17 protein-coding genes are annotated in these 20,602 nt (G+C 42.0%); 7 read left to right on the top strand and 10 right to left on the bottom strand.

Annotation, left to right across the window (positions count from 1 at the left end):
• Window positions 1-740: 740 nt before the first annotated feature.
• Window positions 741-1,295: a hypothetical protein gene (locus HXY43_RS26275; RefSeq protein ID WP_026731444.1), complete on the top strand. Its 555-nt coding sequence runs from the start codon at window positions 741-743 to the stop codon at window positions 1,293-1,295.
• On the opposite strand, the gene HXY43_RS26270 is transcribed toward HXY43_RS26275, so the two are convergent.
• The 3 genes from HXY43_RS26270 to gor form a co-directional block, all read right to left on the bottom strand.
• Window positions 1,289-2,455 carry a histidinol-phosphate transaminase gene (locus tag HXY43_RS26270; RefSeq protein WP_290890042.1) on the bottom strand — a complete coding sequence of 389 codons (1,167 nt, stop codon included), beginning with the start codon at window positions 2,453-2,455 and terminating at the stop codon, window positions 1,289-1,291. The genes HXY43_RS26275 and HXY43_RS26270 overlap by 7 nt on opposite strands.
• An 86-nt stretch (window positions 2,456-2,541) precedes the next feature.
• Entirely contained in the window at window positions 2,542-3,183 is a 642-nt protein-coding gene (locus HXY43_RS26265) for a YqiA/YcfP family alpha/beta fold hydrolase (protein WP_290890039.1), read from the bottom strand.
• 101 nt (window positions 3,184-3,284) lie between these two features.
• On the bottom strand, window positions 3,285-4,688 hold the full coding sequence (gor, locus tag HXY43_RS26260) for a glutathione-disulfide reductase (protein WP_290890035.1): 1,404 nt from the start codon (window positions 4,686-4,688) through the stop codon (window positions 3,285-3,287).
• Between the two features lie 426 nt (window positions 4,689-5,114).
• On the opposite strand from gor, the gene HXY43_RS26255 reads away from it, so the two are divergent.
• Entirely contained in the window at window positions 5,115-5,855 is a 741-nt protein-coding gene (locus tag HXY43_RS26255; RefSeq protein WP_026731437.1) for a hypothetical protein, read from the top strand.
• A 40-nt stretch (window positions 5,856-5,895) separates the two neighbouring features.
• On the opposite strand, the gene HXY43_RS26250 is transcribed toward HXY43_RS26255, so the two are convergent.
• A complete protein-coding gene (locus HXY43_RS26250; RefSeq protein WP_290890032.1) occupies window positions 5,896-7,047 on the bottom strand; it encodes a quinone-dependent dihydroorotate dehydrogenase in 1,152 nt (383 codons plus the stop codon).
• 410 nt (window positions 7,048-7,457) lie between these two features.
• Between HXY43_RS26250 and HXY43_RS26245 the strand changes: the two genes are divergently transcribed.
• From HXY43_RS26245 to HXY43_RS26235, 3 genes are all read left to right on the top strand, one after another.
• A complete protein-coding gene (locus tag HXY43_RS26245) occupies window positions 7,458-10,307 on the top strand; it encodes a GAF domain-containing protein (RefSeq protein ID WP_290890073.1) in 2,850 nt (949 codons plus the stop codon).
• Between the two features lie 581 nt (window positions 10,308-10,888).
• A complete protein-coding gene (locus tag HXY43_RS26240) occupies window positions 10,889-11,059 on the top strand; it encodes a DUF2256 domain-containing protein (protein ID WP_072032360.1) in 171 nt (56 codons plus the stop codon).
• A 35-nt stretch (window positions 11,060-11,094) separates the two neighbouring features.
• On the top strand, window positions 11,095-12,069 hold the full coding sequence (locus tag HXY43_RS26235; protein ID WP_290890029.1) for an isoaspartyl peptidase/L-asparaginase: 975 nt from the start codon (window positions 11,095-11,097) through the stop codon (window positions 12,067-12,069).
• 56 nt (window positions 12,070-12,125) lie between these two features.
• On the opposite strand, the gene glmU is transcribed toward HXY43_RS26235, so the two are convergent.
• From glmU to HXY43_RS26210, 5 genes are all read right to left on the bottom strand, one after another.
• Window positions 12,126-13,484 (bottom strand): bifunctional UDP-N-acetylglucosamine diphosphorylase/glucosamine-1-phosphate N-acetyltransferase GlmU, encoded by a 1,359-nt coding sequence (glmU, locus tag HXY43_RS26230; protein WP_290890026.1) that lies wholly within the window; start codon window positions 13,482-13,484, stop codon window positions 12,126-12,128.
• Window positions 13,485-13,701: 217 nt separating this feature from the next.
• Window positions 13,702-14,931, bottom strand: a complete 1,230-nt coding sequence (locus HXY43_RS26225; protein WP_290890023.1) for a two-component system response regulator — start codon at window positions 14,929-14,931, stop codon at window positions 13,702-13,704.
• Between the two features lie 144 nt (window positions 14,932-15,075).
• Complete coding sequence (locus HXY43_RS26220; protein ID WP_290890020.1) at window positions 15,076-15,249, bottom strand: hypothetical protein; 174 nt, start codon at window positions 15,247-15,249, stop codon at window positions 15,076-15,078.
• A gap of 175 nt (window positions 15,250-15,424) precedes the next feature.
• On the bottom strand, window positions 15,425-15,619 hold the full coding sequence (locus HXY43_RS26215; protein ID WP_290890017.1) for a hypothetical protein: 195 nt from the start codon (window positions 15,617-15,619) through the stop codon (window positions 15,425-15,427).
• Between the two features lie 36 nt (window positions 15,620-15,655).
• Window positions 15,656-16,597 (bottom strand): MnmC family methyltransferase, encoded by a 942-nt coding sequence (locus tag HXY43_RS26210; RefSeq protein ID WP_290890014.1) that lies wholly within the window; start codon window positions 16,595-16,597, stop codon window positions 15,656-15,658.
• Window positions 16,598-16,749: 152 nt separating this feature from the next.
• Between HXY43_RS26210 and HXY43_RS26205 the strand changes: the two genes are divergently transcribed.
• A complete protein-coding gene (locus HXY43_RS26205; RefSeq protein ID WP_290890011.1) occupies window positions 16,750-17,565 on the top strand; it encodes a sulfurtransferase in 816 nt (271 codons plus the stop codon).
• A gap of 47 nt (window positions 17,566-17,612) precedes the next feature.
• On the opposite strand, the gene HXY43_RS26200 is transcribed toward HXY43_RS26205, so the two are convergent.
• Complete coding sequence (locus HXY43_RS26200) at window positions 17,613-19,025, bottom strand: hypothetical protein (protein WP_290890008.1); 1,413 nt, start codon at window positions 19,023-19,025, stop codon at window positions 17,613-17,615.
• Between the two features lie 462 nt (window positions 19,026-19,487).
• On the opposite strand from HXY43_RS26200, the gene HXY43_RS26195 reads away from it, so the two are divergent.
• A partial coding sequence (locus tag HXY43_RS26195) for a FecR domain-containing protein (protein ID WP_290890005.1) occupies window positions 19,488-20,602 on the top strand: 1,115 nt, incomplete at its 3' end.

The raw sequence follows: 20,602 nt of genomic DNA, 5'->3' as shown, positions 1-20,602 counted from the left end.
ACAAATTTGGATATTGCCACTACTTTGGCAAGCAAGCTTTCATAAGTTTTGCAAATCAGAGAACCAATTCATCTGATAGAGTATCCAGCTATTCTCAGGCAAATATACTTATTTTTTAGCTAATTCTTGCTTTGGCAATTTGCATAACTCTATATTAAATTGATTAAAATAATATCTATATTGTTTGGCAGCCATTTAATGATGACATTAGCTATATAGTGAATTTATGAGGTAGTTTTTTTTGAAAAAATCAAATTTTTTGTTATTACTTTCCCAAACAATTTTATCTAGAGCTTTTGTTTTGATACACTTATTAATATATCAAAACAAAAATATATATTATTGAATAATTTGATTTCTTCGATGTTGTAATTGTGAAATCTTTATTATATGTAGAATAAAATCTAAATGAAAAACATTTGTTGCTATCAGATAGATTATGATTTTATAATCAGCGAAAATACTATAAATAAACAGTCAATTCCTTACAATAACTTTTTATTAAAATTACTCATCTTTATAGAAACTTTAAAAAAACACACCTATAGTTGCAGACAAATCAAATCAAATCTCATAAAATATGATTACTCAAATCTTGAATCAGTTCTATTTAATTTTATCATAGCTACATTGACGACCAAAAAGTCTTCATAATAAGAAAAAACCAAAACTTTGATTGAATAGTAGTTTCTCTATTTAATTGCAAACGAGTACTAGATTCATCTCCATTTTGAAAAAAGATGGATAGCGACAAACACCCACGCTATCAGACCGCTATGGTATCTACTTATTACCCTGACACCAGTTTCCTTGACTATATTGTCATGCCAGATGGAACTGAGCAATCCTATGGCTCGGATATCCTGACAAAGCTGCTGAGCGAAAAAGTTTTCATTGTTAACAGTCGAAGACGCAATGGATTAATACTCTTTAAACGCTATCATGCGGAGTTTGCTGGACCAGGAGCAGCAGTAGGTGGCGAATACGATCGCGATTGTCAAGGAGCATTGCCAATAGGAAATCTGTCATTATTGACTCCCGAAACTAATGAAGAACGCCAGAAAGCTTTCTTGATTCGGCGACAGTGGATTAGGTTGATTAAACAAATTACAGAAAACCCGGTTCCTGGTCAGCGAGTTCAAAAGATTCTCGATCAATTTGAACAATACTTTCCACTGGAGATAGTGAATAAATTGCCGAATGAGGCATTTGCCCTTTTAGTGGGTGTGCTGCCACAAACTGTTTCAATAGTACGCCATTTGGGCAGCGATCTAGACAGTGGGTGTAGTTACTGAGTTAATTGCTCAGATTTCAAGCCTGTCAAAGCAGCTTGCAATCTTGTTAGTGTGCGGATATTTTCTTGAGGAGTTCCTACGGTTATTCGCAATCCTCCGCTAATTTCCCGGATAAGAGTACCATTAGCCTTAAGTTTTTGGTTGAGATTTTTTAAAGCAGCGTCTTGTGGGTGAGAGTGATTTTGTTTGAGACGCAGGTAAATAAAGTTAGTAGCACTATCCCAAACTTGTAATTCTGGTTGTTGTGAGAGAGTTTCGATCAGTTTGGCTCGTTCAGAGAGTGTTTGTGATATTGAATTGAGCAAAAGTTTACGGTTTTGCAAAGCAACTAATGCTGACGTGATTGAAAAACTGGGAAGATTGTAGGGTAAGCGGACTTTTTCTATAATGGTTATTAATTCAGGATGGGCAATGCAATAGCCAACACGCATGGCTGCCAATCGGAAAGCTTTAGAAAATGTGCGTAGTATTACCCAGTTAGGACGGTGTGACAATTCATTTACTAAAGTAGTCTGACTAAATTCAAAGTAAGCTTCATCAATTACTACTAAAATATGCTCTGGCAGACTCCTTAACCATGCCAACTCTGCCGTAGTTAAGGCATTGGCAGTAGGAGAATTGGGATGAACTACAAAAACTGCCCGAATAGGGGGGTTTTGAGTTTGTTCTAGGGCAGTTTGTGCTGCTGTTAAATCAATTTCAAAATTCGCTTCATTTCTAGTTACTTGCACCACAGGGATGCTCAAAACTTGCGCCAATATGGCGTACATAGAAAAGGTGGGATTAGCGACGAGAATTGACCCTTCTCCAAGACAGCTAGCAATTAATATTGAACGGATGAGTTCATCTGAACCATTACCAACAGAAATATTAGCGGTAGTAAAAACAGAAGTCCCCAGACTAGCTGATTCATTGATGTACTCAGCGATCGCATTCTTAAGTTCTTCATGTCCACCATCGGGATAACGGTTAGTCTCAATGACCTGTTGATAAGTCCATGCCAGTTTTTCTTTTAACTCTGGTGGCAAATCATAGGGACTCTCATTTGTATCTAGACGATCCAACTGAGTCTGTGATGAGACTGGTTGGGCAGTACCGCTGCTGGGGTGCGGTTTGTAAGCGGTAAATTGGGCTAAATCTGAGCGAATGAATGGCAGCATAATTAGTCAATAGTCAATAGTCAATAGTCATTTGTCATCAGCAAGAAACAAAGAACATTACGCTGAGGACTGAGCATTATACAACTTTAAGGTAGTTGGCAGAACTGCCGAATTGCCTGCCAAATTTCTGCCATGACGTTAGCTAGGGCATGGTCACTGTTGAGTTCTACTAACTCTACCCAAGGACGCGATTTGGCAAAATCCCGACTGGCTTGGATTGGGATAACCTCATCATTTTTTCCATGTAGAATAAGAGTTGGGATAGAGCGTTGTAACATTTCTTCTTGGTATTGAGCGGCATCGGTTACAAAATCGTAACTCAAGGGAAGCGATCGCCCTTCTCCGTAGTGATAAACCATCAGATATTTTTCTTGCTGCCAGTGCTGCACTTGTTCATCCCCTAGCTGGGGCAGCCAATGGGATAAAAACCCAAAGGCTGGTGCTAGCAAAACTAGTCGCTGCACCTGTGGGTGTTGCTGTCCTAAGTGGGCAGCTGTCAATCCGCCCAAACTTGAACCAATTAGAGTCACTGGTGCAGAATTTGAGGGAAATTCAGCGGCAACTTGTTTGATCTGCTGCGTAATTGTCAGATGGGAAAAATCCCCAAAATTTAAATCTGGAACTTGCAGCTTGATATTGCATTCTGCAAAGCGATCGCATATGTAACAAGCTTTAGCAGAATTAGGACTCGATGCAAAGCCATGAAGATAGATATATTCGCTAGACATTTAGCTTTTGTAATTAGTTGGTTAGTAGTTAGTGGTTAGTAGTTAGTAGTCAACAATAACCAACTATCAACAACCAACTACCAACAACCAACAAATAACAATTACCGCATTGTGACAAATTCTTCTGCTGCTGTGGGATGAATACCGACAGTGGCGTCAAAATCTTTTTTAGTTGCGCCCATTTTGACGGCGATCGCTACACCTTGAATGATCTCAGCGGCATTTTCTCCTACCATGTGCGCGCCTAGCACTTTATCGGTATTAGCATCCACCACTAACTTCATCATTGTTCTTTCTTCAGCACCTGTCAAACTGTGGAACAACGGACGGAAGCGAGTGCGATATATTTTTACTCCGTCATCTCCCAACTTTTGGCGGGCTTGGTCTTCTGTCAAACCAACTGTAGCCGCCTCAGGTGTGGAAAATACTGCCGTTGCCACATTTTCATGACTGAATATACGACGGTTTTCACCGAATTCACTATCTGCAAAAGCACGACCTTCCCCAATTGCAACCGGAGTTAAATTCATGCGGTCAGTAACATCACCGACTGCAAAGATATTAGCTTGAGAGGTTTGACTGTACTCATTAACAGCGATCGCATTCATCGTGCTGTATCCCGGCCCTTCGATAGAACTATCTACTAGTTCTACTCCAGCATTTTCCAAACCCAGTCCGTCTACATTTGGGGCACGACCAGTTGCTACCAAAAACACATCGGCAATTACAGGTTCTGTATGTTCTCCGGATAAATTGATCTGCAATCCTTCTGATACTTTTTCAACTGCCGTTACCACAGTATTTTGGATGATTTTAATACCGTGTTGAGTCATCCCTTCTTGGATGTTAGTGCGGATATCTTCATCGAAACCTTTGAGGATGAGGTCTTTACGAATGATTTGGGTAACTTCACATCCCAAACCGCGCATTATACAAGCAAACTCTGTGCCGATGTAACCTGCACCAATAACAGCAATGTGCTTCGGTTTTTCTTTCAGATGAAACATTTCATTGGAGGTAATACCATATTCCATTCCTGGCAAATCAGGCTTGATTGGACGACCTCCAACAGCAATTAAAATTTTGTCTGCGGTAACTTTGCTTCTTTGTACAGACGTTTCATGAAACGTCTCTACCTCAACAGTGTGCGGATCTAGGAGAGTAGCGCGACTGGGAATGAGTTGCACTCCCGCTTTTTCTAAGAAGCTAATATGTAGCTGTGAAAGTCGCCGTACTTCCTTATCTATAGCAGTGATGAAATATTCCCAGTCCAACTCAGCTTCGCCTACCTTCCAGCCATAGCCTGCGGCATCGTGAAATAATGCTGGAAAGTGGGAACTGTAGACCATCAGTTTTTTGGGAATGCAACCACGGATAACACAAGTACCGCCGACTAAATCATGTTCGGCTATAGCAACTTTTGCCCCGTAGCTAGCAGCGCGCTTGGAAGCCGCTAAACCCCCAGAACCAGCACCAATGACAAACAGGTCGTAATCGTATGTCATAAAATTTGGTGTTCCTCTAGCAACAATTAAACCTTGTAGACTTACGCAGGAGAAAAGGAAGCTAAGGGAGAAGAATTTATCTCTGCCTTTTACCTTTTCTCTTATTGTCAGTCTTGCCCTTGATTTAATTTAACGCTAGGAATTCTTCTGTCGTAATCAAATATCATGACTTTTGAGAAGTATGAAGAGCTTTCGCCCCTAATTCCCATTGCAAGCGCGGTCGTGAGGGCCGATGAGTTCCCCGCGTCATTATCTGTAGCCGTCTTTTGGAAAATTGATATTAGCTTTATTTGCCTAGTATAGCCCTTAACCTGAATCGGTTTTGCCTGGAAAATTTTTGGCAAACAAACAAAAACTACAAACATTTGCACAAATTTTTGCCAAGATTATATTATTTCCCCTAATAGTCACTTGGCAAAAATCAGCATGAGTGAAAAATCAATAGAAGGCTATGGCAAAGGTTATCTAGTCCTGCTTTTGCCAATCTCGTTTTTGATAATTTTCTTAGTTGCTACCTGGCGAATTTGGCTGGCGGCAATTGTGCTCATCATAGGTTTGAATATTTGGCAGCGCTACCAATGGCAAAAGTGGTGTCTGCAAGTGAATCCGATGTTTAATCAATTGATTCGGGAAACTCAAGGCAGAATCACGCCGATGGACTTGGCAATTAAGGGTAATTTTTCCGGGGAAACGGCAAAACGCTATCTAGATACAAAAGCGTCAGAATTTGGTGCCAGTATTGTTGACTCTGAGGAAGGCAGTAAGGTTTATTACTTTATGACTGCTAGTACTCTTGCTAGTATCTTTGACAGTAGCGAGCCAGTAGAAGAACTTCCTCCCCAACACGCTGCCAAAACCATTGAACCTTTATTAGCACCACCGCCTCCCAAACCTCAGCAGGAAGAACCAAAAGAACCCGAAACTGAAACATTACCGCAAACCCATCAGGAGGAAGTTAAAAAACCACTAGAAAAACAGTTGATTTTTGGCTCTCTGATTCAATCTGAGCTTGCAAAGCGTCTCAATGTCTATTCCAGCACGGTATACAAACGGCGAGACGATCCAGATTTTCCTGAGTGGAGTCGTAGCAGAGATCCAGATGGCATCGCCTGGACATACTCCCCAAAAACAAAGGAGTTTTTTCCTCTAGAAGAAGGTAAAAGTTAAAGGTCAAAAAGCAAAAGAAACAACTTTGATTGTTTTGTTTTTACTTTTTACTTTTTACTTCTAAACCAACTGCTTCGGAGATAGAATTTAATCCATTTTGTTCTAACTTAGCAAGCAAGCCTTCGAGAATACGGCGTACCATCATTGGGCCAGAGTAGATCCAGCCTGTATAGACTTGGATAAGGCAAGCACCAGCAGTAATCTTCTCCCAGGCATCTTCGGGGGTAAAAATGCCACCAACGCCAATAATCGGCATTTGTCCTTGTGTTTGCTGCCAAATAAACCTAATAATATCTGTGGAGCGATCGCGCAGTGGCGCACCACTAATTCCACCAGTTTCTTCTTGCGGTGACTTGCCTGTTTTGGCAATCACCCGTGTTTTCAATCCATCGCGACGGATGGTGGTATTAGTGGCAATAATTCCTGCCAATTGATAGCTTTTTATCAAGCAAATAATGTCAGCGATCGCTTCCCATTCCAAATCAGGCGCTATCTTGACAAAAATAGGCTTTTGTGTTGTATTTTCTTGTTGCAGTGCCTCCAAGATCGAACTAAGCATGGTTGCATCTTGGAGCGATCGCAACCCAGGTGTATTGGGAGAAGACACGTTAACAACAAAGTAGTCTCCCAGATGCTTGAGTAAGCGAAAACTATTAAGATAATCGCTTGCAGCTTCTTCTAGAGGTGTTACCTTAGATTTACCCAGATTTATACCTATAGGTATTGTAGGAGCAAATTGTTGCTTACGTTCTGCTAATCGCGCCGCCATTGTTGCTGCACCGCTATTGTTAAAGCCCATGCGATTGAGAGCGGCTTTGTCTAAAGGCAAACGAAACAGGCGAGGATGGGGATTGCCTGGCTGGGCGTGAAAAGTTACAGTTCCCACTTCTGCAAAGCCAAAACCTAGACTTGACCAGATATCAGTGGCAACCCCATCTTTATCAAATCCAGCTGCCAAGCCTACAGGATTGGGGAAGTGCAGGCCAAACAGGTTTTGTTCTAGGCGTTTATCAGCAAGACACAGCGACTGCTGTAGGCGTTTGGCTGCCCAGCTAGCGCCGGGACTGCTATTGTTTGCCAGCCAACTAAGACTGCGAATCGTTGAAGAGTGCAGCCACTCCGGATCTGCGTTAAGCAAATTGAATAAGAAGGGACGAATTAAAGCTTGATAAATATCCATTTTTTTAGCCATTACCGACTGAGAGCTAATTCACATTAGGTATAAGGGATTCCCAAGAAATAAATTATCCCGGATTGTGGGGTGGAGAGAAGTTGCCGGGGAGATGTTCTTTCCGGCAAACTTCGGAGCATCCTGCCCGCCTCTGGGATGGGACGGGTGAGGACACCCATCCCACAAGAAAATTTGGGATGTTTTTTTATTTGGAAGTCCCTAAATCGTTAGTTACGTCCATCAAAATTCGAGATTAAGCACCATAGTCATATTTAGTTCGGGTGTTATTCTGGGCATCTTATAAAAAAGGGCATGAAGGTTAAAACTACCCTTTCCCCGACTTCTGCAAGAAGTCTAGTGATACCAAGAATCTGTCAAATTTTAGAGGACAGAGTGTCAAATATTAACAAGCTATGTTTAATGGTAATCAGATGAGGCAGCCACAAAAACTCACAGCGGCCGAACAACAAATCCTTTCCTTGGGGCGTATTCTTCAGAGCCTCAGGGAAGAAGATAATGTTGATGCTCTGATTGCTACCACAATTTCTTATCTGCAAGAGCAGTTTGATTACAGCCTGATTTGGATTGCCTTTTACGATCGCCTGAATCACATGTTATTTGGCAAAGGCGGCACAACCCCTAGTAGTGATACCAGTTTTTTAAAACAAAGGGTGGTTCTTAATCCTGGGGATTTATTAGAGCAAGTAGTGATTGAACAACGCCCCTTGGGTGTAGCTGATTTGCGATCTGAAATGCGGGTTGAAGGATGGCAGCAATTGGCACAAAAATTCAATATCCAAGGGACAATTATTGTCCCTATTTGCTACAAAAACCGCTGTTTGGGCTTGGTGCTACTTGGTTATGAACGCTGGGGTTACTTACTCAGTGGGGAAGCCAGAGCAAGATTGATGATGGTTTTAGGTGAATTGGGGGCTGCACTTCATGAAATGGAAATGGATTTGCAGCACAAGCAAACCCAGCGCCTTGACGAGCCATTATTAAAATTGCTGGAAAATCTACGAACTGTCAATAACTTAGAGCAAAGGCTAGAAGTTGTAGTAGAGGCAACCCATCAATTTGTTTTACCTACCCACACAAATATTTACTGGTTTGAACGAGAAGGATATTACTTTTGGCGACGGGTGAGTAACAGAAATGCCAATAGCAGTTTTTTCCAGAAAAGTCAGCAAGCAGAAACGAAAATTACCGTACATGAATTGAGCGACTTTTATATTGCTTTATCGGTAAATGAAATTGTCTGGATTGGAGAAGGGCGCAGTTCCCTACAGAGCAATTTCACCGTGACGCTGCTGCAACGTCTGGGCGTGCGTAGTCTCTTAGCTGCTCCGATCATCTGGCAAAAGGAGCTGCTGGGCTTTCTGGCAGTGGAAAACACAGAAGCCCGCATTTGGACTGAGACTGATAAAAATTTTGTCAAGAGTGCTGCTGGGTTAATTTCCTTAATCACCCCTTTAGAGGAGACAGAAACTACTATCCAAAGAATTCAAGATGATGCTTATCTGACTGGTCAAATTGCTCAAGGTATTTATAGCGATCGCGATATTCAAGAAATCTTAGCGAACTGTGGCGCAAAAGTTTTGCAACGCTTGGCTGCGATGCGATTTCTGTTGTTACATTACGACCCTGACCAGAATAGTTATCAAATTTTTTACCAAACTCAACCGTACAATCGCCGCCCTTTAACATGTACTCTCGATGCTCTTAAAGATGTAGATTGGCAGCTTCTGCTGCGTTCAACTGAGGCGGTAGCAATTGAAAATTTAGATTCAGATTTGCGGTTTTTTAACTGGCGTCCTCCTTTCATTGGCAATGGGGTGCGATCGCTTTTAATTAGTAACTGCGCTGTTGGTAACGCACCAAAAGTTCTGTTGGCGATCGCTACTGAAGCTGATCGCAGTTGGACATCCTTGGAAAAGGAATTAGTACAGGTTGTTGGTCAACAAATTGGTGTAGTGATGCGGCAATGGCAGTTGCACTACCAGACTGAACAACAGCAAAAAATTTTGCAAAGCTTTCAAAAATGCCTCCGCATCCTGGAAAAATCCCAAACTGCCACAACCCAGACCCTCAAGCACCTAGAACGCACAGCACTGGAACAAATTGCATCTTTTCTCAATTGTTCCCTAACGCTAATGTTATCCTGGCAACCTGGAGAGAATATCGCCAAAATTATACCTGGAGTTATTGCTAATTCTCAGTTTGAGATTCTCACGGACTCACTAGTACCACTGCAAACTGAAGCTTTGATCCAGTGGGCGCTAGTTACGGATGGTATTTTGCCTCTAACTGTGAACGATCTACCTCCTACAACTAGGACATGGTTGAATGGTGCTGGCATCGGTCAAATTTTAGTAATGGCATTACGCACTACTGCTGATTATCAACCTACAGGTGTGGTGGTAATAGCAGACCATTACGAACGTCAATGGTCAGAGGATAGTCTCAATGCTACAGAAACTCTAGTTTGCCAACTAGCTTGGTCGCGGCGATGGCTACAAATTACTCAAATGCTTGAGTCTAGAACAGAAGAACTCCAACAACTCAACTGGTACAAACATCGTCGTTTACAGGATATCCAAAGAACTGTGACGCAGCTACTCACCCAAATGCACGATTTGGGCATTCCTGCAAATGAACTGACTCATATGCGCTATCAGCAACTACTGCGACAGTTAGACAATACCACCGCTTCAATGACGGCACTGTTAAAACTCGAACTGTGGCAGTTGCAGATGAGTTTAGAAAGTATTCCTATAGCCAGTTTGCTGAAACGATCGCTCGAACGAGTTGACAATTTACTCAAACAACAAAAGTTATGGGTGGGTGTGCATGGTTTGGGACAAAAAGAGGAGGGTGAAGAGTCAGAGAAAAACTATTCTTTGTTGCCTCACTCTTCGCTGGCGATCGCTGGCGATGTTGTCAAAATAGAATTAGTTCTGCATGAATTACTGGTTGCTGCCTGTCAGCGTTCTACAGGTGGGGGCAGAATTGATATCTGGTGTCGCCGCTTAGATGAACGCCTATTGGAAGTCTCGATTACAGATAATGGCAGTATTGAACCTCAGTTACTGATAGAACTCCATCAAGATACACCTAAAGATGTACTTGCCCCCTCCAGGCTTGAGCAACTACCCGGACTGCATCTGACGATCTGCCAAAAACTCATGCATCAACTTGGTGGAGAATTGCATTTCTATCAATTACCAGATAGCCGGGTGGTTAGTCGCTTGTTATTACCGTTGGCAAGTAACAATTATTAGTCATAGCGTTCAGCGTTTTTAAGTATTTTCGCTGGAATTATTTGTGATAAAAAACATAAGAATTTACAAGATATTTTTTGAGGGTATAACCCATCATCTTTCAATTTACTTTCCAAAAAAATTAGCTGTGGATTAATCTGTTTATCTCTTGTTATAGCTGTTGTCAGGTAGGTTAGAACATAATCTGATCGTAAAACCCTGACACCAAAGGACTTTCAAGCCTGTTCCCCGTTAAGAGTTCCCTGTTCCCTGCTATATCTGACAAAAACAGAAAATCTTTTCTAGCTCGGCTTTTGCTTTCATTTATAACTATCTAAGCATTTGCCTGTATTTTTATATACTGCATTACAACCCATCTACAAGTATAAGTTTTTTTTCAGTGATTTTCGATACAGAAAAAGCCAAAATATTTGCCACTATTGATTTACCGAAATTTAAACTTTGCAGAGTGAATTTTTAATTAATTATCAGGGGAGTAACTCCAGTATTGTTTAATAAAAGTCATCTACTTTTGTAACAAACTGGTTATAATTGATTTCCAATCGTAAGTGAAATCAATTTCAAATCTGCACAGTAAAAATATGGGACGTGCCCGTTCTAAATCTGACCTACCTAGCAAAATTTGTCCGGTATGTCAGCGCCCTTTTACTTGGCGCAAAAAATGGGCAGATTGCTGGGAAGAGGTGAAATACTGTTCGGAACGTTGCCGTCGTCGCCGTGCTGCGACTAAAAATGAAACCGATGAATCATAAAACTATTTGACTCAAATTACACAAATCAAGAGGAGATGAAGTTACAAGTGCTACCTAAATTAATTATTCATGGAGGGGCTGGTAGTTCTTTACACGGAAAAGGCGGAGTAGAGGTGGTACGCCGCTCGCTTTATAAAGTTATAGAAGAAGTGTATTCTCTTTTACTTTCTAGAGCAAGTGCTAAGGAAGCAGTAGTGCGCGCATGTCAAATGTTAGAAGATGACCCCCGCTTTAATGCAGGTACTGGTTCAGTACTGCAATCAGACGGTCAAATCCGCATGAGTGCCTCATTGATGGATGGTACAACCCAAAGCTTTAGTGGTGTAATTAATGTTTCGCGGGTTAAAAATCCCATCGACTTGGCAAAGGCATTACAAACTTCTCCCGACCGAGTACTTTCTGATTACGGAGCGGCAGAATTAGCAAGGGAGTTGCAAATTCCCAGCTATAACGCTTTAACAGACTTGCGCTTACAAGAGTGGATTCAAGAGCGCCAGCAGAATTTTAAACATACAATGGCTAGCGTGGTTGCAGAACCAGAACTAGCAGAACCAGAACTAGTGGAAACTAGCAATGCCCGACGCGGTACTATTGGTGTAGTAGCTTTAGATACTCAAGGTCGGTTAGTAGCTGGTACTTCCACAGGCGGCAAGGGATTTGAGCGGATTGGACGTGTCAGTGATTCTGCAATGCCTGCTGGTAATTATGCTACTATACATGCTGCGGTTAGTTGTACTGGTATCGGAGAAGACATTATTGATGAGTGCTTAGCAGCAAAAATTGTGGTGCGTGTCACGGATGGCATGTCCCTCAAGGATGCAATGAAGCGTTCCTTTGCAGAAGCACACCAGAACAAACGGGATTTTGGAGCGATCGCTCTAGATGCAAGTGGGGCGATCGCTTGGGGAAAAACCAGCCAAGTTTTACTTGCAGCTTTTCACGATGGCGAAAAGATTGGTGATACGTTAGAACTTCCCGTAGGTACAGAAGTAGGTTGCATTGATAATTAAAAAGGCGAAGGCAAAAGGAAACAAATAATCTTAACCTTTTGCCTTGTTTTTGTTATTTATTCTTTTGGAGATTTTTTCTGCCATCCTGGTTTTACTACTTGACGTTCACGAGCGATCGCCAAACAATCATCAGGGACATCTTCTGTAATTGTAGAGCCAGCTGCTATGTAAACATCATTTCCCAAGGTTATTGGTGCTACTAAAACGCTATTGGAACCAGTGCCAGTGCGATCGCCAATTTTGGTGGGATGTTTTTTTACCCCGTCGTAGTTAGCGGTAATAGTTCCTGCACCGATATTGACTTGATTTCCAGTTGTAGTATCGCCCAAATAAGACAAGTGGGCAACATTAGTGCATTCACCCAACTTGGTATTTTTTAATTCCACAAAATTTCCTACCCGACATTTGCTACCAACTTCCACATGTCCCCGTAAATGGGCATAGGGGCCAATTCTGCTACCAGCCTGTACGATGCTATCTGTCACTACGGAATACATTACAGTAACATTTTCATCAATATGGCTATTTTCTATTAAACTTCCAGGCCCGATGCGACAGCCAGTCCCGATTGCAGTATTTCCCCTTAGATGAGTTTGCGGTTCAATAATCACATCTGGCTGTAATTCTACAGTGTCATCAATCGTAATGCTAGCAGGATCAATGAGAGTAACACCCGCTGCCATCCATTTTTCCTTGATGCGCCTTTGCAAAATTTCGTAGGCAGAAGCTAGTTGCAGGCGATCGTTTATGCCCATAATTTCTTGGCTGTCTTCTACATCGACTGCCATCACAGGTGTAACTTGAGTAACAGCATCGGTGAGATAATATTCTTTCTGGGCATTATTCGCTTGCAAATTTGGCAGAATTTTTGCTAAATCCTGCCAGCGGAAGCAGTAAACTCCAGCATTGATACGGCAATTTTGTCTTTGGGTAGGAGTGCAATCTTTTTCTTCGACAATTTGCTGCACAATATTTTCTTCGCTACAAAAAACGCGCCCATAACCTTTGGGATTTGACAGGTGCGCGGTGAGAATAGTGGCGGCGTTTTGGTTTTTTTGATGTGTTTGCAGAATATTTTTTAGGGTTTCGGTACGTATTAATGGCAAATCGCCGTTTAATATCAACAAATCACCACTGTATCCCTCCAGGTAAGGAAGTAATTGCTGGATAGCATGGCCTGTTCCGAGTTGTACACTCTGTTCAACAAACTCTAAGTCTGGAAGTGATAGCATAGCTGTTTTCACTTCCTCAGCCTGATACCCTACAATTACCATTTGACGTGAGGGCGAAAGCGGTTGAACGCTTTCGATCACTCTTTCGACTAGCGATCGCCCACCCAAAGAATGTAAGACTTTAGGAAGGTTGGATTTCATGCGCGTCCCACGTCCTGCCGCTAAAATTGCTACAACTACCATAATTAGCTATTGGCTAAGTAAATTGTGATAAATAAGCTTAGTACTTTGAGATCTAGGCTCAAATAATACCACTTTACTAAGTTGGTGGTTGGTGGGTGGTGGTTAGTGGTTAGTGGTTGGTAGTTGGTAGTTGGTAGTTAGTTGTTTGTTCCATAGACGCGCCTTCTTCGGCTTCGGTGCAGGGTACAACAAACAACAATCAACAAACAACAAACAATTACTGTTGTTTACAAGTGCGAATAAATTCAGCAAACTGCTGCATCAGTTGAGGACTGCGCCAACCCTTAGCTGTTTCTTCCTCCATCACCATGAGTGCTTCCTCTGGAAGAAAAGCCCGTTTGTAAGGTCGTTCACTAGTCAGGGCATCATAAATATCAATTATTTGAAACACTTGCGCTAGATAGGGGATATCCTCTCCTTTGAGTCCATCAGGGTAGCCCGAACCATCCCAGCGCTCGTGATGGTGTCGGATAATAGGAATTACACCCCACATACTACGTAATGGTTGACAGATTCTTTCACCAATCAAAACGTGTTGCCTCATAATCTCCCACTCTTCGGGCGTGAGTTTTCCTTTCTTCAGCAGCACGGCGTCGGGAATTCCCACCTTGCCAATATCATGGAGATAACCGCCCCACATCAAATCCCGAATTTGGTTGCGTGAAAGATTGAGATATTCTCCAAAAGCCTTTCCCAGTTTTACTAGCCGTTCGCAATGATCGCCTGTGTTTGGATCGCGACTTTCAATTGCCCTAGCTATGGAAAATAGCACTTGTTCGGCGTGGTCTAAGTCTTCATTCAGACGCTTTTGCCTTACTAACGACTTGACACGCGCTGCTAATTCTACACGATCAAAAGGCTTGCTCAAAAAATTGTCTGCCCCTACTTCTATTCCTCGGATACGCGATCGCCGATCATTTAACGCCGTCACAAAAATTATTGGTATGAGTCGGGTATGTTCATCTTGCTTGAGTAATTGGCACACTTCAAACCCATCCATACCCGGCATCATCACATCTAGCAAAATCAGATCCGGTTGTTTTTGGGTGACTAATTCAACGGCAGTAGAACCACTATCCGCCTCAATGACTTCGTAGCCTTCCATAGCTAAAAGGGCGACAGCAGTCACACGACTAGCAGCATGGTCATCAACAACTAAAACTTTCGGCGCATCTGAATCAAAACCATTCACTTGAGACCCTTCACCTGGTTGTGTTCTAGATTCCAGGGCATTGTAACAAAAATTAACATAAGGCTTGCTCAAAGCAGGCAAAGCTTCTGTCTGTTCAATGTTCAGGTCTTTTTGAGATAAGTTCAAGGAATAATCTTCTGCTTTTGGCAATGCTACAGCATAATTTGAATCTATATTATTAACATTGTTTAGGGCGTTTGATCCACTCACAATTTCTTCGGTAGAGCCTGTATACTTGGATGTCCATTGAATCACAAAGGCACTCCAATTTCTTAAATCAGTTAACAAAGTCAGGTTTGAAAAACCAGTTTAGTACTTGACTGTATTTCAGTCTGCATTTTTCTAAGCTTGATTCACCTTCAGAGTGACTTGCTTGTTGCCATCAGCAGCGTAGATTTTTTATGTGTTCTTAGAATATAAGAAGTATTGCTGCCAAAAATTCCTGCCTGCAATTCCAGTATGATAAATTCCTGCAAATGTTAAATCAGGTTTTTTACGGAGATTTATTAACATAGCAGGAGCGGAAACGGTTGCAATCATTAAATTTATTTCAAAATAAGGCATTAAAATCACAGTTTTGATGTTTATCCAAGCAGCTTGTGTGTCTAGTTGTCCTAACTCATGGGAATAATGAAACTACGGTCAGTTTAGTCTGGCAGTGACAAGTTACTTAGGTTGTCAGTGATTCTCATCACAAAAACTCGTTGCCCACCATCGAAAAAATCAACAAAAAATTCAGTCAAAAATATTACACGTAAAAGGGACTGGGGATTGGGGAACTCGGGGCCCCCACGACCGCAAGGGAGTGGGGATTAGGGAGGACAGCGCCGTGGGCGGGTTCCCCGACTTGGGGCGACTGTCCGTCGGCAATGGGGATTGGGGATTGGGAATAGGTGAAAATTATGAATGATGAATACTGAATGCTAAAAATTTCATAATTCATAATTCATAATTCATAATTTTTATGCCCTAGTCCCCTTCAATACCAGCGTTTTCGCCAACGAGAAGTTGGTTCAAGGGAAGAATCTTGCTGTTCTTGTTGTCGCCGCCTGAGAATGACGTCCGGGAGGTCTTTTAATTCTGGATCGCGATAGGGAATAGCAGCGCGAGTCAGTAAATGTTCTTTTTCTGCTTGAGAGAGGGGATAAGAGGAGGGGAAAAGTGGAAGAGTGGGAGAGGAGGGGAATTGTTGAAATACTTCTCCCCTTCTCCCCATCTCCCTATCCCCCACTCCTCTTGGATGGGCTGCAACAGTACCAGGTGTTCGCCTTCCTACTGGTGGGGTAGAACCTATTTCTAAGCCAGCTGTTAAAAGTGCGGTGCGTACAGCTGCTGCACAAGAATATGTAGCTAGTAGACCATCTTTATGTAAACACAAAGCAAGTTGTTGAATAAATTCAACAGTCCATAAATGGGGACATTGAGGTGGTGAAAAGGGGTCGAGAAAAATTGCATCCGCTCGGAAACCCGAATGATAGACTTGTCTAATCGTAGTTCTTGCATCGCCAATTAATAGCTTAGCTCGCAGGTGGTTTGTTTGCACTTGCTGTTCGTAAGCTAACTGGGTCAGGATGGTCGTATACTCGTACTTCCAGGTATCAAATAAATGATGGGCGATCGCTGCTTGTGGCACACTTGCATTCAGTTCTAAACCGATTACTTCTACATCACAATCACGATTAACAGACCAAATTGTCTCTAAAGCGGCTGCTGTGTTGTATCCTAGCCCATAACAAATATCCAATATTCGCAAATTGGGTTGATTAGCTTTTAAAGCTAGTTGAGTAGGCTCGACAAATTTAAGAAAACTCTCCTGCCTAGCCCCATAATGGCTGTGAAAAGACTCGCCAAATTCTTGGGAAAAGAAGGTGAAAGATCCATCTGCTGTAAGCTCAGGTGTAAAATTATCTAACTCTGACATTCTATTTTTGAAAATAGGGAATGAAGAATAGGGAGTGGGAGATGGGGTAATGGGGAGGAGTAGGGGTATTAACCACCAACCAACAACCACTAACTACTAACTACTAACTACTAACCACTAACAAATGACTAATGACTAATGACTAATGACCAATGACTATGATTGTTATTTCTCGTGAATGGCTGTTGGAACACCTTGAAGATCCACAAGTTGCGATCGTGGATTGTCGCTTTTCTCTTGCCGATCCACAATTGGGAAAACAGCAGTACCAAACCAGTCATATCAAAGGGGCTTACTATTTAGATTTGAACCAGGATCTTTCCAGTCCTGTGGGAGAACACGGAGGGAGACATCCTCTACCCAACCCTGAAGAATTAGCTCGCAAGTTATCAGCTATTGGGGTAGTTTATCAACAAACTTTGGTAGTAGCTTACGATGATTCCCGCTTTGCTTTTGCGGCCCGTTTATGGTGGTTGTTGCGTTATCTCGGACATGAACAAGTAGCGGTGCTAGATGGTGGCTACAGCGAATGGCAAAAAGCCGGATATCCAGTCACAGATATTATCCCTGAACTCCGAACGGGTGATTTTATTCCCCAGATCCAGACACAGATGCTGGTAGATCGCCAAACGGTAATAAATCAGAAAGATTTACCAGAGGTAGCATTGATAGATTCACGAGAGAGCGATCGCTACCTCGGTATTCGAGAACCCATTGATAAAATAGCCGGTCACATTCCTGGTGCGATGAATTATCCTTGGCAAGAAGCTACAGACACCACTGGCTACCTGCTGTCGCCATCAGAACAACGCCTTCGTTGGTCGCAGGTAGACAACGCAAAGGAAATTATAGTTTATTGTGGTTCTGGGGTAACTGCTTGTGTAAATTTACTATCTTTAGAACTGGCTAATATTCATACAGGTAAACTCTATGCTGGTAGCTGGAGTGATTGGATTAGTTATTGTTAGTAGTTGGTAGTTGGTGGTTGATTGGAACAACCAACAAACAACAATTTTCAAAACTTACCTAATTCCAAGTTGTAGTTTACACCAAAGAACCAGCCATCAAAATCAATATTACTATCACTAGAATCACCCAATGTCACGCCTGCTTGCACGCTAATACTACTGTCGTTGGATGTTTTGTAATTTAAGTGACCAAAGAACCGATTATACAAATCGTCTCTGTCGCGCTCGGTAAAGTTTGACGAGGTAAATTGGTAATCAAGACCAACCTGGAGAGTTTTTTGCAAGTAGTAGTTTAAAGAAAGCCATAAGAAATTACTTAACCGATTCCAATCTTCTGGCGGGTTAGTCAGGCTGACGCGAAATTCGTAAAAGCTATCTAACATCAACCTTTGTGTCAAAGGGTCTCGCCTTCCCAAAGACAGCCGTAGAGCATTTTCGTTTAAAAAGCGATCGCCAGCGTCAAAGTTATCGCCGTCTCTGGCATAGAACAGTAGTTGATTACTCCAACCAACTTCACCGTACATTCGCTGTGTAAGCTCTTGGTATACACTGAGGTTGAATCTTACTTGATTGTAATTATATTTTGATTGATTTAGGTAACGAACTAGAGAGCCATCGATAGATCCGCTTAAAAAAGTCTTTTCTCCTAAAGGTAAAGCTACAGACCCTAAACTTAAACCGGAGTAAACCAAACTATCTTCAACTGGAACTAATCCTGAAGAAAAAATGTTGCTGCTGTAGAAGTAGCCGACCCGAGCCAGTAGGTAGCCTATTGGTTTAAATTGAACTAAAGGTTCTTCTAGGGGTGAAGCCTGGGGTTGTTCAAGAGTTGGTGAGACTTCTCGCAGTCTTAACTTACCAAGTTCCTCATCAGTGTCTGACTCTGAAGATGGTTGTTCGTTTTCTTGCAGCCGTTGCTGTAGTTTTTGAAATCTTTGTTCTGTTTGTTCTGTTTCTGTCTGAGATGTTTCTAAATTTTGGTCTTTTTGTGTAGGGGAGAATGTAGGAATATTGGTTGGCGATAGTTCTAATTGTAGTGGATCGGTCAACTGTTGAGTATCATTAGAATCATTTTTTGGCGCAGAACCTGATTGGAAATTTGGTGGAATTAGCGTAGTCTGAGAGTATAAATTTGGTGATTCTTTCACCATCTCCGCTTTTTGTGAAGCATCACTAAATTCTACAGTCAGCGCATTTTCATCAGCTGTCTTAATTGTTGTGATACCGTCGGTGTCTATTGTTTCTAATGGCCACAAAAGCTGTAGTTCTGAATTAACCGCCTCTGAGTGTTGTTCCCTTAAAGCGCGATCGCTCACTAGGGTGACACCTGATTTGTTTATAAAATTCCTCTGGTTAAACTTTGCAGCCCATGCCGTATTAATACTGATGAAATACCAGCTGACACTACTGGAGGCAAACAAAATCCTTGTCCAAAAATTTTTCCATTTCTTGGGTTGCATATCAAATCTATTTTTTTAAACTTTAGACCATAAGCTTCTTCAGAAGTTCCGAGTAGGATGATTCTGTATTTCTAGCAATTTTAGTCATTGTAAATGATAATTATGCTTATTCATCACCACAAGAAAGTGGTAATATTAACATCTATGTAAATTTTTGGTTAATGAGTTATAGTATACTCAAAATATACTTAAGTAAGCCCCAAAGAACAGGTATAGGTGTTTATATATACTTATAATTAGCAATTCAAATTCAGCAAAATTACAGAAATAATCTTGCTATAAAAATATAATTATAGCGGTTTCCGACCTGGTGAGGTACGTTTTCAAAACTACTAACCTTGGTAAAAAAGATTTAGGTGTACCTCAGTTGCTTAATAAACGCTATAGCATCTTCATACCTTATAAAATCAACACCTGTTTTCCACTGGTTTGGTATCAGTGAACTTATCCGAGGCTCCAAAAATGTTTCGTAAATTATTTCCACTGGTGACAATTGGCTTTTGGGGAATTATAGCGCTGCCTTTGCCAGAGCAGGCAAGTGCTGCTACTCCTCTGACTAGGGCTGTGATTAGAAACGTCCGTAACTGGGTGCAACTCATGCCCCAAAATAAACCTAAACGTGCGGCACGCAAGTCAGACGCGATCGTTCCTGGGGATGGGTTGTCTACTGGTCGATCTTCCCTAGCAGAGTTGCGCTTCAACGATGGTTCTCTAGCACGGGTTGGAGAACAAGCAGTGTTTCGGTTTTTACCGAAATCGCGCAATCTGAGACTATCTAATGGTACTGTCTTGCTGCTTATTCCACCAGGTCAAGGGCGAACACGTATAAATACGCCAAATGCAGCGGCGGCAATTCGCGGTTCAGCATTATTCGTACGCTATGACGAAAAAAAAGATACCACAATTGTCGCAGCACTGACAAATAGCGGTATTGAAGTATCCAACAAGAATGCTTCTCAAAACCAGGAACTGAAAGCAGGGCAATTGCTGGTGATAGTTAAAGATAAAGTTCAGGGTTTATACGAATTTGATCTGAGAACTTTTTATGAAACTAGCAATCTGGTTCAAGAGCTAGATTTGTCTGGGCGCGGTGCACCCACTTCAGATCCGGCGATCGCCAAAGTTCAAGCTGAAACTGCCGCAGCTGTGGCTTCCCAAGCACCACTTACTGGTAAAGAAGTAGTAGAAAACCCATCTTTTACACAGCTAAGTAATGACCGCTCACCAAATACTAATCCCTCGCCAAATACTAATCCTTCGCCAAATACTAATCCCTCGCCAAATACTAATCCCTCAGACTCCCCGCTTAACTCTAGAGTCAATAATGCTCCTCCTGTAAATTCTTTACAAGAAACGGGACAAGTTTTATCAGATACAGAACAGCAAAATAATAACTCCAACAATCAACAGACATCCACTGGTTCAAACCCACCCAACCAGCCACAGCAACCAGAAACTCCACCAACTAATGACTCAACTGGGAGTCCCAACCCAGCCAACCAGCCACAGCAACCAGAAACTCCACCAACTAATGACTCAACTGGGAGTCCCAACCCAGCCAACCAGCCACCACAGCC

It is taken from the genome of Fischerella sp. (assembly GCF_013388695.1).
GTDB lineage: Bacteria > Cyanobacteriota > Cyanobacteriia > Cyanobacteriales > Nostocaceae > PCC9605.
This window is presented reverse-complemented; position numbering and strand designations above follow the sequence as displayed.

What these genes read in the sequence shown, in the direction of transcription:
- glmU (WP_290890026.1), bottom strand. Translation starts at nt 13,484, where the DNA reads ATGGTAGTTGTAGCAATTTTAGCGGCAGGACGTGGGACGCGCATGAAA.
- HXY43_RS26275 (WP_026731444.1), top strand. Translation starts at nt 741, where the DNA reads ATGGATAGCGACAAACACCCACGCTATCAGACCGCTATGGTATCTACT.
- HXY43_RS26210 (WP_290890014.1), bottom strand. Translation starts at nt 16,597, where the DNA reads ATGTCAGAGTTAGATAATTTTACACCTGAGCTTACAGCAGATGGATCT.
- HXY43_RS26245 (WP_290890073.1), top strand. Translation starts at nt 7,458, where the DNA reads ATGAGGCAGCCACAAAAACTCACAGCGGCCGAACAACAAATCCTTTCC.
- HXY43_RS26240 (WP_072032360.1), top strand. Translation starts at nt 10,889, where the DNA reads ATGGGACGTGCCCGTTCTAAATCTGACCTACCTAGCAAAATTTGTCCG.
- HXY43_RS26255 (WP_026731437.1), top strand. Translation starts at nt 5,115, where the DNA reads ATGAGTGAAAAATCAATAGAAGGCTATGGCAAAGGTTATCTAGTCCTG.
- HXY43_RS26265 (WP_290890039.1), bottom strand. Translation starts at nt 3,183, where the DNA reads ATGTCTAGCGAATATATCTATCTTCATGGCTTTGCATCGAGTCCTAAT.
- gor (WP_290890035.1), bottom strand. Translation starts at nt 4,688, where the DNA reads ATGACATACGATTACGACCTGTTTGTCATTGGTGCTGGTTCTGGGGGT.
- HXY43_RS26270 (WP_290890042.1), bottom strand. Translation starts at nt 2,455, where the DNA reads ATGCTGCCATTCATTCGCTCAGATTTAGCCCAATTTACCGCTTACAAA.
- HXY43_RS26250 (WP_290890032.1), bottom strand. Translation starts at nt 7,047, where the DNA reads ATGGCTAAAAAAATGGATATTTATCAAGCTTTAATTCGTCCCTTCTTA.
- HXY43_RS26205 (WP_290890011.1), top strand. Translation starts at nt 16,750, where the DNA reads ATGACTATGATTGTTATTTCTCGTGAATGGCTGTTGGAACACCTTGAA.
- HXY43_RS26200 (WP_290890008.1), bottom strand. Translation starts at nt 19,025, where the DNA reads ATGCAACCCAAGAAATGGAAAAATTTTTGGACAAGGATTTTGTTTGCC.
- HXY43_RS26215 (WP_290890017.1), bottom strand. Translation starts at nt 15,619, where the DNA reads ATGAATTATGAAATTTTTAGCATTCAGTATTCATCATTCATAATTTTC.
- HXY43_RS26235 (WP_290890029.1), top strand. Translation starts at nt 11,095, where the DNA reads ATGAAGTTACAAGTGCTACCTAAATTAATTATTCATGGAGGGGCTGGT.